This is a genomic window from Achromobacter sp. EG18 (assembly GCF_059759395.1).
Genome location: NZ_CM186213.1, coordinates 5,348,955 through 5,362,210, shown reverse-complemented (window position 1 = coordinate 5,362,210; position 13,256 = coordinate 5,348,955). Strand labels below are relative to the sequence as shown.

Here is a 13,256-nt window from a genome sequence, read left to right as displayed (position 1 = left end):
CACTCATATCAATGAAGCGATTCCAATTCGACAGCACCGCGCTTCGTTACTTTCTCGCCGTCGTCGACACAGGATCCGTCAATGGCGCCGCCGCGCGGCTCAATGTCGTCAGTTCGGCGGTCAGCCGCCAGATCGCCGGCCTGGAACAACGCCTGCACAACCAGTTGTTCGAACGCCATCCCAAGGGCATGCGGGTGACCGAAGCCGGCCGCATCCTGGCGGATCATGCGCGCCGGGTGGAAGCCGACGCCGCCCGCACCTATGCGGAGATCGACGGCCAGAACGGCCGCTATACCCAGACCGTGAAAGTCGCCGGCGCTCCCGGCTTTGCCACCTATGCGCTGCCACGCAAATTCGCCGCTTTCCAGGCCGAGCACCCCTCGGTCCGCTTCAACCTGCATATCCTGGACGCCGGCCAGGTCTCCGAGAGCGTCCGCTCGGCACAGGCCGACATTGGCGTCACCTATAGCCACATCGCGGAAAAGGACATTGCCGTCTTCTACGCGCATCCGGCCGAGATCGTCGCCGTGATGCGGCCCGACCACCCGCTGGCCGCCTGCGAATCCCTGCACCTCACCCAGCTGTCCGCGTATCCGCTGGCATTGCCCGACGGCGGCAGCGCCCTGCGCCAGATCCTGGACACGGCCTGCAGCCTGTACAACATCACGCTGTCGGCGGCATTCACCTCCAATCTGCCGGAAGCGGCCTATCACTATGTCCTGACGGGCGACGCGATCACCCTGTGCGCCCGCCTGACGGCCGCCGATCACCTGGCAAGCGGCCGGCTCATCTGCCGCCCGCTCAACGATGCCCTGCTCAACGCCGGCCAGCTGCAGTTCCAGACGCATGCCTCGCGTCCCTTGTCCGATGCCGCGCACCGGTTCCTGCGCTTCATCCGCAACGACACGCACCGGTTTTTCTAGCCGGCCGGCTGGCATTGCCGAAACCAGAATGCCCCGATGAAAAATGATCAATTGTTAAATATGTAATTCAAATTTACAGTCAGTCCGGATTTTTCCGACACCGCGCTTTGACGGGTCAGCACCAAGACACACATAGGAGCCTGCGAGCATGCTGAAGAACCTGAAGATACGCACCGGCCTGCTGGCCGTCCTGGCCATCTTCGTCCTGGCGCTGGCGGTCGCCACCGGCATGGGCTGGCTGTATGCGCTCGACGCCGACACGGCGGTGGACGACCTGAACTCGGTCGCCACCGAACAGACCCGCCCGCTCTATGACACCCAGACGTTGCTGCTGCGCAGCCGGCTGACGCTGGTGGCCGCCTACCTGGACATCGTGTCCGGCAAGGGCAGCCAGGCGCAAGGCAGCATCGACCAGGCCACGCAATACCTGCGCGAGGCGCGCAAGCGCTTCGCCGTCTACCAGCAGGTGCCCAAGAACACCGAGGCCGGCGCCAAGCTTGCCAGCGAACTGGACAGCGTCTTCAACGGCTACGTGCGCAGCATCGAAACCCTGGAGCAGGCGCTGCAGAAGCAGTCGGCGGAAGGCTACGCGGCCGCGGTCGCCGACACGCGCGGCGCCGACGCCCGCTTCGTCGAGCGGGTCAATGGCTTCCTGGAGCACACCGAACGCCGCAGTGCCGCCATCAACACGGCTTCCGACCAGCGTTACGACCGCGCGGAACTGTCCACCATCATCATGCTGGCCCTGGCCGCCGTCCTGGCGCTGGGCTGCTGGCGCTTCATCAGCCGCCAGGTGCTGCAACCGCTGAAAGACGCCGCCCTGCATTTCGACCGCATCGCCTCGGGCGACCTGACCCAGCGCGTCGCGGTGAACTCGGACAACGAAATCGGCGTCCTGTTCACGGCGCTCAAGCGCATGCAGGAGAGCCTGACCCGTACTGTCGCCGAGGTGCGCCGCAGCGTCACCGAAATCAATACCGGCGCCGCCGAGATCGCCTCGGGCAACACCAATCTGTCGTCCCGCACCGAGGAACAGGCCGCCTCGCTGGAAGAAACCGCCGCCTCCATGGAAGAGCTCGCCACCGCGGTCAAGCAGAACACCGAGCATGCGCACCAGGCCAACGGTCTCGCGGCCGAAAGCCGCGGGGTCGCGCTGCGCGGCGGAGTAGCGGTCGGCCAGGTGGTGGAAACCATGGCCCGGATCTCGGAAAGCTCGCGCCGCATCGCCGAGATCGTCTCGGTGATCGACGGCATCGCCTTCCAGACCAATATCCTGGCCTTGAACGCCGCGGTCGAGGCGGCCCGCGCCGGCGAGCAGGGCAAGGGTTTCGCCGTGGTCGCCGGCGAAGTGCGCACGCTGGCCCAGCGCAGCGCCCAGGCCGCCCGGGAAGTGAAAGACCTGATCGAGCAATCCTCCAGCAATGTCGACAACGGCGCGCAGCAAGTGCGCGTGGCGGGCGACACCATGCAGGAAATCGTCGCCTCGGTGCAGCGCGTCACCCACATCATGGCGGAGATCACCGAAGCCTCGACCGAACAGTCCCTCGGCATCGACCAGATCAACCGCGCCGTCACCCAGATGGACGACGTCACCCAGCAGAATGCGGCGCTGGTCGAGGAAGCCGCGGCCGCGGCCGCATCGCTGGAAGAGCAGGCCAAGCGCCTGGCGGCCACCGCGGCGTTCTTCAAGCTGCCGGCCGAGACCGTCATCGACGTGACGCCGCAGGCCATCGCCGCGCCGCTGCGCGCGGCCTACGTCGCCTGAAACACGCCTGCGGAGACGGCGATTTAAGACTTCGCCGAATCGGCCGTTGTCCTGTAGGTCAGGCCCGCCGCAGCCCTTGCCGCGGCGGGCCTCCACCCGACCACGAGCCCCGACCGACGCATGAACCGCGCCCTCGCCTGCCATTTCTGCCTATCGACGCTGGCCCAAGGCGCGCCGCTGCTGGAAAGAAATGGCTCGTCCATCTGCAAATCCTGTGTCGACGCCTTCTCGGCCGAATTCGCCGAGCGGGCCTGGGCCATGGCGTCGTCGCTGGACGAGCAGCTCGACGTACTGCTGATCGAAAGCAAACGGGCGCTGGAACAAAGCGCCACCCTGGCCGAACGCGCGCGCGGCTGCGGCCTGAGCCTGGCCGACCTGTCGGCCATGCCGCCCCGCACCCTGTCCTGATCCTTGGGTCCCGCCGACGATTGCGGGCGATCGCTTGACCTCAACCGCGGTTGAGGTTCGATACTCCGGCTTCGCCAATACGGTTGTTCCCGGAGTTCCGCATGTCGCCCCGCATCACCCCCGCCTTGTCCTCGCTCGCCTTCATCAACCCGCCGGGCCTGTACGACCCCCGCCCCAATGGCTACTCGCATGTGGCCGTGGCCGACACGCCCGCACGGCTGGTGTTCGCGGCCGGCCAGGGCGGCGAAAACAGCCGGGGCGAACTCTCTCCCGACTTCCTCGTCCAGGTGCGCCAGGCGCTGGACAACGTGCAGACCGCCCTGCACGCGGCCGGCGCCACCCTGTTCGATGTGGCCAAGCTGACGGTGCTGGTGGTCGACCACACCCAGGAACGCCTGGCGCTGTTCTCCAGCGAGATCAAGTCGCGCTGGGGCATCCACCTGGCGCCCGCCTGCACCCTGATCCCGGTGCCGCGGCTGGCGCTCGACGGCATGCTGGTCGAGATCGAGGCGACGGCGCTGCTGCCGCTCTGATCCCCCTGCCTCAGAAAGTGTATTTGGCGGTCAGCAGGAACGACCGCGGCGCGCCGAAATGGTTGTTGTCCTGGGTGCTGCCGATCGCCTGGTAGTAGTACTTGTCGAAGATGTTGTACACGTTCAGGCGCAGATCCAGGTTGCGGCTCGCCTGATACGACACGACCGTATCGACAATGCCGTAGCCCGCCTGCCGCACGTTGTAGCGCGGCAGGCTGATCGGACTTTGCAGGCGGACCGCACCGCCCACGCGCCATGCGTTCAGCGCGCCGGGCAGCGTGACCATGGTGGACAGCTTGAACAGGTGGCGCGGCGTCTGCGTGTCATAGCGCGTGCCGGCCGGACCGTTCTCCGAATCCTTGAGGTACGTGGACTGGTTGTAGGTGTAGCCGGCCATGACCTGCCAACCCGGCGTCAAGGTGCCGGCCAGTTCCAGCTCCACCCCCCGGCTCCGCACCTCGCCCGCTTGCGAATAGCACGACTGGGTCGGATTCGCGCAAGTGGACTGCAACTGCGTGATCGGCAGGTTGCGCTGGTTGATCTGGAAAATCGCGGCGCTGGCATTGAGCCTGCCATCGAAGTACTCACCCTTGACCCCGGCCTCCAGATTGGTGCCCGTCACCGGATCCAGCAACGCGCCCGTCGCCGTCTGGTAGTTCTGTGGCTGGAAAATCGAGGTCCAGCTGGCATACACCGAGTGGTGGGCGTCCAGGTCGTAGACCAGCCCGGCGTAGGGCGTGATCTCATTGCTCACCTCGTAGCCGGCCGGATCGACGTAGTCGCCGGACTTCAGCGTCATGCGGTATTCATACGAATCGACCCGCGCCCCCAGCATCAGCGTCAGGGGATCGGCCAGGCTGAGCCGCGTGGTGGCGTACGCGCTGGACAAGCGCTGGTGGCCCTTGCGCGACCACGGGTAGGTGAACGCGGGCTTGGGCACCGCGCTGGAATCCCAGGTCATCGGATCGACGATCACGTTGTAATCCGTGGGCCAGCCGCCCGGGCCGTCATCGTCCTTGTTGCGGCGAAAGCTGCCGCCCAGCACCAGTTCGTGGGTGCGGCCCAGCAGCTGGAACGGACCGCTCAGGTAGCCGTCGATGCTGTGCTGCGTCTTGTCGTAGGCGTATTGGCCCGCGCCCTGGCCGAAGTTCTCGGAATCCTCCAGGGGATAGAGATATGTGCCCAGCATGTCCAGCTTCGAGCGCAGCACGCGGGCCGTCACCCGGCCTTTCCAGCCGTTCGCGAAACGGTGGTCCAGCTCGGCGAACAGGCTGGAGTTCTCCTTGTTCCAGTAGGCCCAGTCGGGGGTCAGGCGGGTCGACCGATTGAAGTCATAGAACGAGCCGTCACGCCGCGTCGGCAGGCCGTTCCAGTCGGCGCCCGGGTTGTCCTCGCGGTTGTAGTAGCCGCCCACGCTCAGCGTGGTGTTCGCGCCCAGGTCGGCCTCGATCGTGCCGTAGTACAGCTGCCGCTGATGCTCGTACGCCTTCTTGAAGGTGCGTGAATCCTGGTAGGCGACCACGCCACGCGCACGCACGCTGCCGCTGGCGTTCAGGGGCCCCGACCCATCGACCTCGCCACGGTAGTTGTCCCAGCTGCCCGCGCTGGTCGTCACCGAGAACTGCGGCGTGGCGGTCGGCCGCTTGCGCACCAGATTGATCGTGCCCGACGGATTGCCCACGCCGGTCATCAGCCCGGAGGCGCCTCGCAGCACCTCCACGTGGTCATACATCGCCAGGGTGGCGACGCCCTGCGTGTCGTAGTCATAGGCCAGCGGCACGCCATCGGCCAGGAAGGAGCTGATCTCGAACCCGCGCGAGAAGAACTGGGTCCGCTCGCCGCCGCCGATCTGGCGCGTGGTCAGGCCCGTGGTATCGCGCGCCACCTCATCCAATGACTGGAAGCCCCGGTCATCCATCTGCTGCCGCGTCACCACGCTGATCGACTGCGGCGTCTCGCGCTGGGACAACTGGAACTTGGTCGCGGTGCTCATCGAACCGATCGTGTACGCGCCCGAGCCCTCGGTGACCGGCCCCAGCGTGGCGCCCTCGACATTCACCGGCGCCAGCGTGGCAACGCCTGCCGCGCTCCGCCGCAGCGTCAGGGTGCCATCCGCCGCCGTGGACAGCTCCAGGCCCGAGTCGGCCAGCGCGCGCCCGGCGGCCTGCCGCAGCGTCAGGTCACCAGCGACCGCCGGCGCCATCTTGCCGGCCACCAGTTCGGGCGAATACGAGATCACCGCGCCCGCGGTCCGCGCGATTTGGGTCAGCGCGACGTCGAGGGGACCGGCCGCGATGCGATACGACCGGACCTCCTGGGCGACTTGCGCCTGGACCGGGACGGCGCTGACGAAGGCGAGCGCGGCCAGCGCGCGGGAAGCCGGGGACCTGAAGCAGAACATGGAGCACTCCGTGATTGCGTGAAGACGCGTTCCATGTATGTGCAATGGCATCGCCAAAAAAACACCTGGCGCGGAAAATTTCCTGTGGCGCGGCAAGCGCGCCTCAGGCCTGCCGCGCAGCGACGTCGATCATCACCAGCCAGGCGCCGAAGCGGCGCAGGGTGATCGGCTGCGTGTGGCGCAGGGCCTCGAGGGCGCGCTCGGTATCGTCCAGCGGGAACAGGCCGGACACCCGCAGGCGGCTGGCGGCGGCGGACACCCGTATCCAGCCGGAGCGATAGCGCGCCAGCGCATCGACCACCCGTTGCAGCGGCTCGTCGTGGACCTCGATCCGCCCTTCCTGCCAGGCGGCCGCATGGGTCTGCGCCGCCTGGACCGGGTCGATCCTGTGCGCGTCGAACCACGCGCCCTCCCCCTCGGCCAGCAGGCGCTGCTGGCCGCCCACGCTGACGATCCCGGCCTGTCCGGTCAGCGCCACGCACTGGCTGCGGTCCTCGGCGCATTGCACCAGGACACTGCCGCTACGTGGCAGCACCGCGCCTTGCGCGGTCTGGATGCGCAGCGGTGACGCTCCGCCAACCGCGTCGGCGCCGTCGGCCAGCCTCACGACGATGGCGCCCGCTTCCAGTCGTACCAACCGCCGCCCGCCCGAAAAATCGACGCTGGCCGCGGTGCGCGCGTCCAGTTCCATGATGGCGCCATCGGGCAAGGCCACGGTGCGGCGCTGTCCGGTGGCGGTCAGGTAGTCCGCCGCCACATGGGTCAGCGGCAGGAACCGGTCCAGGCTGACGGCGCCGCCGACCAGTCCGCCAGCGGTCAGGAGCAGCTTGTTCAGCCGACGCCGCTGGGCCTCCTGCGGCCGCAGCAAGGAGCGCCGCAACGCGCCGGAAGCGCTCAACAGACGGGGATCGATGGCGTGCAGCGCGCTGCCGAGCGCCGCCTCCAGGTGGTGCCAGGCCGCCTGGTGCGACGGACTGGCGGCCAACCAGGCCTCGAATGCGCGCTGGTCGGCCTCGGTGGCCGCGCCCCCGGACAGACAGAGCCGCCAGGCAATGGCGGCTTCGCGCGCCGCGGCGGCGGACGTGGCGCTCATGCGTCGAACACCGCGCAGCAGCGCTGCAAGGCCTGGGCGATGTACTTGCGTACCATCGTGGGAGACACATCCAGGCGGCCGGCGATATCGACGTGCGTCATGCCGTCGAGCTGGCTGTAGAGAAACGCCATGCGGGCCTTGGAGGACAAGCCATCGAGCACGGCGTCCAGGGCCTGCAATGCCTGCAAGGTCTGGTAGCGGCTCTCCGCCGAGGGTTCCACCAGTTCGGGCTGGATGCGCAGCATGTCGAGCCAGGCCCGCTCCAGTTCACGCCTGCGCCAGAGCCGCCAGGTGATGCGCCGCGCGATCGTGACCAGCATCGCGCGCGGCTCGTGCAACTGGTGCAGCGCCGGCGCTTGCAGCAGCTGGGTGAAGGTCTCGCTGGCGACGTCCTGCGCATCTTCCCGGTTGCGCAGGCCATCGCGCAAGCGCCGCTCGAGCCACGGATGATCGTCTTTGTAGATGCTGGCGAAGCGGGCGTTTCTGGCCAGATGGGAGTCCACGGCGCGCAAAATAGGGAAATAGGAATCGTTATTGATTATGACACGATTCCCCCGCCGGGATGCGATGCTGGCCCTGCCAGAAGAAAACCGCGGCAAGGCCTGCGTCGCAAAAAAAAAACGCCGCTATGAAAGCGGCGTCTTTTCGATGCGGCGGCGCCAGAGGCAATCTGGCCGCCAGGAACAAAGACCTGAACAACCTCGCAGGCACTTGGCTCCAACAAATTTGGGTGGTGGGCTGAGCGAGACTCGAACTCGCGACCAACGGATTAAAAGTCCGCTGCTCTACCGACTGAGCTATCAGCCCGACCGAAGCCAGAAATTATGGCTGATTTCGCAGACCTTGTCAAAAAATGGAGACGAGGCGCCTCAATGACGCAACATCCGTTCGCGCCCCGCCCAACGCGCCAGTGCACACGCCCCCGCGGTCGCCCCGACGGGACCATGAAAAATGGCCGTCCCGCGCGCGCCAACGAAAAACGGCCGCTTGCGCGGCCGTTCTGCATCGGAGAGGCGATCCTGGCTTACCAGGCGGCGACCACCGCGCCCTTGAACTTGGTCTCGATGAACTGCTTCACGGCCGGGCTGTGGTAGATGCTCACCAGCTTGGCGAACTCGGGACGGTCCTTGTCCTTTTCACGCACCACCAGCACGTTGGCGTACGGCGAGTTGGGCGATTCCTGGGCGATGGCGTCGGTGGCCGGGTTCAGGCCCGCTTCCAACGCGAAGTTGGTATTCACGGCGGAGGCGTCGGTATCGTCCAGCGAACGCGGCAGCTGGGCGGCGTCCAGTTCGATGAAGCGCAGCTTCTTCGGGTTCTCGATGACGTCGATCGGGGTGGCCTTCAGGCCCGCTTCCGGACGCAGCTTGATCAGGCCATTGGCCTGCAGCAGCAACAGGGCGCGGCCGCCGTTGGTGGGATCGTTCGGCAGCGCGATGCGGGCGCCGTCCTTCAGCTCGGACAGCGACTTGATCTTCTTGCTGTAGATGCCGATCGGAAAGATCACGGTCTTGGCGATGCTGACCAGCTTGTAGCCGCGGTCGGCGTTGGCGTTGTCCAGGTACGGCTGGTGCTGGTAGCTGTTCAGATCCAGGTCGCCCGAGGCCAGCGCGACGTTCGGCTGCACGTAGTCGGTGAACTCGATCACCTGGATGTTCAGGCCCTGCTTGGCGGCTTCCTGCTTGACTACGTCGAAGATCTGGGCGTGCGGGCCGGCCGTGACGCCGACCTTCAGCGGCTTGTCCTGGGCCAGCGCGGGCTGGGCGAATACGGCGGCGCCGAGGGCGAACGCGGCCAGCGACTTCAAAACCTTGATGCTCATGTTGCGAATATCCCGAATGTCGGAAGGAGGAGAAGAATGTTCGGTGTGCTCAACGGTGCGAGATGCGGCGCACGTAGCGATCGCCCAGGCTCTGGATCAGTTGCACCAGCACGATCAGCACGATGACCACGGCGGCCATCACGTCGGACTGGAAGCGCTGGTAGCCGTAGCGGATCGCCAGGTCGCCGAGGCCACCGCCGCCGATGGCGCCGGCCATGGCCGAGTAGCCGATCAGGCTGACCACGGTGACGATGGTGGCGGCGATCAGGCCGGGCAGCGCCTCGGGCAACAGCACCTTCATGATGATCTGCATCGGCGAGGCGCCCATGGCGCGCGCGGCGGTGATCAGGCCCGGATCGACTTCGCGCATGGCGTTTTCGGCGATGCGCGCCATGAACGGGATCGCGGCCACCGACAGCGGCACGATGGCGGCGGTGGTACCGATCGAGGTCTGCGCCACCAGGCGCGTGAACGGGATGATGGCGACCATCAGGATCACGAACGGCACCGAGCGGGTGGCGTTGATGACCGCGCCCAGCGCGTGGTTGACGGCCTGGTTCTCCAGCATGTTGCCGCGCGCGGTGACGGTCAGGATCACGCCCAGCGGAATGCCGACCAGCACCGCGATGGCGCTGGCCACGCCCACCATCAGCAGGGTGTCAAGCAGCGACGTAATAAGCAGGTCGATCAGTTGCGGACTCATGGGCAATTTCTTCAACGGTGATGTCACGGGCGGTCAACGCGGCGATGGCGTCCTTGACCGCGGCGGGCGCGCCTTGGGCCAGCACGAACATCGTGCCGACGGCCACGCCCTGGATGTCTTCGACGCGCGCCTGCACCAGGCCCACGTCCAGCGAATACTGCGTCGACAGGTCGGACAGGAACGAGCCCGACGCGTCGGTGCCGGTCAGCGACAGGCGCAGCAGGCGCACGGCCTGGCCCGGCTTGGCGGCGGCCAGCGTCTCGATGCGCTGCTTGACGGCAGCCAGCGTGGCGTCGGTCAGGTCCGACGCGGTCGCGGCCGACACCATGGCGCGGGTCACTTCGTGGCGCGGCTGCGCGAACACTTCGCGCGTGCTGCCCATCTCGACCACTTCGCCCTGCGACAGCACGGCCACGCGGTCGCAGACCTCGCGCACCACTTCCATCTGGTGCGTGATCATGACCACGGTGACACCGGTCTTGCGATTGATGTCGCGCAGCAGCGCCAGGATGTTGTGCGTGGTCTCGGGGTCGAGCGCGGAGGTGGCTTCGTCGCTGAGCAGCACGTCCGGATTGTTGGCCAGGGCGCGCGCGATGCCGACACGCTGCTTCTGGCCGCCGCTGATCTGGCTGGGATAACGGTCGCGCAGGTGCTCCAGGCCCACCAGCGCCAAGAGGCGCTCGACGCGGGCCGGGATCTCGCTCTTGGCGACGCCGGCGATTTCCAGCGGCAACGCCACGTTGCCATACACCGTGCGGCGCGACAGCAGGTTGAAGCCCTGGAACACCATGCCGATACGGCGGCGCTGAGCGCGCAACTGCGCCTCGCTCAGCCCGGTCAGGGCCTGGCCGCCGATGGCGATGGAACCTTCGTTCGGGCGCTCCAGCAGGTTGATGCACTGGACCAGCGTGCTTTTACCGGCCCCGCTGGGGCCGATGATGCCGAAGACCTCGCCCTGCTGGATATGCAGGTTGATGCCACGCAGCGCCTGGAACTGGCCGTGCGGCGTGGCGTAGGTCTTGGATAGGTTCTCGATCTGAATCATGGCAAGCGATTTTGTATCTTTTCTCTTCTAAAGAGAACGACCGTTTTTTCCATTTTTAATAACTAACAGTAATATAAAAGACGCCCGCGCAAAGACGTAAAGGGCAGTCGGGAAGGAAAGCCTTCCTGACTGCCCTTTTTTTATCGGCGGCCGGCGCGCCGGCCTCGCCTGGCTTCAGCGAGCGCGCGAGATGCGGACTTCCGCGCCGCGGCGCTTGACCTCCAGCCCCTCGGACGGCGAAATGCGCAGGCCTTCCAGCCCCTTGATGTAGCTGGAGCCCTGCATCTGCATGACGCGGATCTTGTTGCGCATGACCACCGGGTTGTGCACCGGCATGCCGAACATCCAGACTTCGTCCAGGATGCGGGCCGAATTGAATTCGCCGGTATGCTGCGCCGCCGGACCGAGACAGAGCATGTGCCCTTCGCGCCCGAACACCGGGTATTGTCCCGGCTCGCAGTCGATGGTCCAGGTGGTGCCGCCTTCATAGCGATGGCCGGTGTTCAGGTCCCACCACGCTTCGCCCTTGGGCAGATACACCCGCACCTGCTTGCCCGGCGCGGTGATCGGCGCCACCAGCAAGGCCGGCCCCAGCAGGTATTGCAGGTCCCATTCGTGGGCATGCGGATCATTCGGGAACGACAGCGCCATGGAACGCTGCACCGGCAGGCCGGTGCGCGCGGCATCCTCGATGGCGCCCAGCACGTAGGGCACCAGGCGGTAACGCCACTGCATCCAGGTCTTGACGTGGGCCAGGGTCTCGTCACCGAAGTCCCACGGCAGCAGGCCGGCCACGCCCTGGAACGAGAAATTCGCCGAGAACACGCCGGCGGTCAGCCAGCGCAGGTACAACTCGGGCGTCATGTCGGCGGTGCCGCGCCCGCCCGTGCCGATGCCGTGCACCTGGACCGGCAGGCCCGAGGCGCCGATCGACAGCGCGGTACGCAGGGTATGGCGCAAGCCTTCCCAGGTGTTGTCGACCTGCGGCCCCACCTGCCACGGCAGGCGCTGCGCGGCCGGGAACAGGTCGGTGCTGGGCACCACGCCTTCGGGCGGCACCTTCAAGCCGGCGACGGCGTCGAACAGCGCGCGGCGCACCAGCAGCGGATACATGCTGCGCAGCGCCGGGCCGGTCTCGCCATTGCGGGCGGATACGCCGTCGGGGATGGCGATCTGGGCGTCGCAGGCCGGCGCGTCCAGGCCGTCCTCGACCAGTTGGCGATGGCGCTCGACCCACAGGTTGTAGATGTCGCGATAGGTCAGGTCCAGCAGGCCATAGGGCTGGCCCGAGGTGGCGGCATTGCCGTCGAACACCTGCGCCGAACCGTCTTCGCGCGTCAGCAGCCAGCCACGGTCCTCGAGTTCCTCGAACAGCGGACTGGTCTTGATGACACCCGGGAAACCCGAGGCCGCCACATGCACGTTGTGCTTGTGGAACAGCGCCAGCATCTGCTTGGCGTCGGGGAAGCGCTGGGCGTCCCATTCGAACACGGTCTTGTCGGCCTGGAAGCCCCAGGCCGCCGGCTGCGCCAGCGTCACGGCGTCGACCGGGATCTGGTTCTCGCGCATGCGGCCCAGCAGCGCCACGGTCTGCGTCGGCATTTCGCCGCTGGCCTGCTGCAGCCAGGCGCCCATGGCCCACAGCACCGGCTGGCCGGCGCGGCCGGTCAGCGCGGTGTACTGGTTCAGAATTTCGGCGGGCTCGCCAGCGAACAGGAACAGGTCCAGCACCACGTCGTCGACACTGACGACATAGGCAGAATCGGCCGGTGCCACGCCGACCGAGTGTTCGACCCGGCGCATCGTGTTGACGTACAGGCCCCAGCCGCGCGGACTCCATGCCAGCGGCAGGGCGCGATGCTCGGGGTCGTCGGACACGACGGATTCTTCGCGGCGATTCAGGTCGCCCGGGGTTTCGCCCAGGCCGTAGACGCGTTCGTCCGGCAGCAGGGTGAAACCGGCGGTCCAGGCTGCGGCGTCGGCCTGGTCCAGCGCGTTGTGCCCGAATGCGGGCGTATGCGCGGAAACCTCGGACTCGAACACCCGCTCTTCGTTGCGGTAGAGCGCGAAGCGGACGGGATTGGATTGGATTTCCAGGGCCACATCGCCCTGGGTGATGCGCCAACCGTCGCCGCCGTCGCGCGGGGCGATGGCGGCCTCGCCCACCGCCTCCTGGCGCGCGAGCAACATCTCGGCCACGGCGCGCGCGCGCGCGCCGGGTTTGTCATCGGTAAGGTGGTTCGCCTCGCCGCAGCGCAGGCGGAACACACCAGGCGCATGCGCCTCGACTACCAGGTGCAACCCATCGCCCGTGTCGAAATCGATGCGACTGGGGCGGGACGTCAGCAGCTCGATGTTGTCGAGCTGGGTAGTATGGGCAAAGTCGAACTTGGGCGGCACAGAGCATCCCCCGGCTTAAGCCAAAAACCATCAAAAGACGCTATTTTGACGGATTTGAGCTTTGAAATAAACTCGGTCCCTCTTTTGGACGGCGATATCATCCAAAAAAGGGGTCACAAAGCCCCCGGCGGGCCGGCATCCAGAGCGTTGCCGACGCGCCGCC

Annotated in this window: 11 protein-coding genes and 1 tRNA gene; 4 read left to right on the top strand and 8 right to left on the bottom strand. The window is 66.8% G+C overall.

Annotated features, from left to right (window positions below; all coding sequences use genetic code 11):
- Positions 1-11 precede the first annotated feature (11 nt).
- From AC6CR5_RS24790 to AC6CR5_RS24775, 4 genes are all read left to right on the top strand, one after another.
- Positions 12-923, top strand: coding sequence for a LysR family transcriptional regulator (locus tag AC6CR5_RS24790; protein WP_006388820.1), 912 nt, complete (start codon positions 12-14; stop codon positions 921-923).
- Positions 924-1,071: 148 nt separating this feature from the next.
- Positions 1,072-2,688 (top strand): methyl-accepting chemotaxis protein, encoded by a 1,617-nt coding sequence (locus AC6CR5_RS24785; RefSeq protein WP_053498598.1) that lies wholly within the window; start codon positions 1,072-1,074, stop codon positions 2,686-2,688.
- Between the two features lie 120 nt (positions 2,689-2,808).
- Positions 2,809-3,096 (top strand): hypothetical protein, encoded by a 288-nt coding sequence (locus AC6CR5_RS24780; RefSeq protein ID WP_006388818.1) that lies wholly within the window; start codon positions 2,809-2,811, stop codon positions 3,094-3,096.
- Positions 3,097-3,197: 101 nt separating this feature from the next.
- Complete coding sequence (locus AC6CR5_RS24775) at positions 3,198-3,629, top strand: RidA family protein (RefSeq protein WP_020925115.1); 432 nt, start codon at positions 3,198-3,200, stop codon at positions 3,627-3,629.
- Positions 3,630-3,639: 10 nt separating this feature from the next.
- Here AC6CR5_RS24775 and AC6CR5_RS24770 read toward each other — a convergent pair whose 3' ends face one another.
- From AC6CR5_RS24770 to AC6CR5_RS24735, 8 genes are all read right to left on the bottom strand, one after another.
- A complete protein-coding gene (locus AC6CR5_RS24770) occupies positions 3,640-6,030 on the bottom strand; it encodes a TonB-dependent siderophore receptor (protein WP_498085017.1) in 2,391 nt (796 codons plus the stop codon).
- Between the two features lie 103 nt (positions 6,031-6,133).
- Entirely contained in the window at positions 6,134-7,123 is a 990-nt protein-coding gene (locus AC6CR5_RS24765; protein WP_026382376.1) for a FecR family protein, read from the bottom strand.
- Positions 7,120-7,626: a sigma-70 family RNA polymerase sigma factor gene (locus tag AC6CR5_RS24760; protein WP_006388814.1), complete on the bottom strand. Its 507-nt coding sequence runs from the start codon at positions 7,624-7,626 to the stop codon at positions 7,120-7,122. The genes AC6CR5_RS24765 and AC6CR5_RS24760 overlap by 4 nt, the downstream gene beginning before the upstream one ends.
- A gap of 228 nt (positions 7,627-7,854) precedes the next feature.
- Positions 7,855-7,930: transfer RNA gene (locus tag AC6CR5_RS24755), tRNA-Lys, on the bottom strand.
- A 217-nt stretch (positions 7,931-8,147) separates the two neighbouring features.
- On the bottom strand, positions 8,148-8,945 hold the full coding sequence (locus AC6CR5_RS24750) for a MetQ/NlpA family ABC transporter substrate-binding protein (protein ID WP_006388813.1): 798 nt from the start codon (positions 8,943-8,945) through the stop codon (positions 8,148-8,150).
- A gap of 49 nt (positions 8,946-8,994) precedes the next feature.
- Positions 8,995-9,648 (bottom strand): methionine ABC transporter permease, encoded by a 654-nt coding sequence (locus AC6CR5_RS24745; protein WP_006388812.1) that lies wholly within the window; start codon positions 9,646-9,648, stop codon positions 8,995-8,997.
- Positions 9,605-10,693: a methionine ABC transporter ATP-binding protein gene (locus AC6CR5_RS24740; protein WP_054433524.1), complete on the bottom strand. Its 1,089-nt coding sequence runs from the start codon at positions 10,691-10,693 to the stop codon at positions 9,605-9,607. The genes AC6CR5_RS24745 and AC6CR5_RS24740 overlap by 44 nt, the downstream gene beginning before the upstream one ends.
- 174 nt (positions 10,694-10,867) lie before the next feature.
- Entirely contained in the window at positions 10,868-13,093 is a 2,226-nt protein-coding gene (locus tag AC6CR5_RS24735; protein ID WP_498085016.1) for a glycoside hydrolase family 31 protein, read from the bottom strand.
- Between the last annotated feature and the right edge of the window lie 163 nt (positions 13,094-13,256).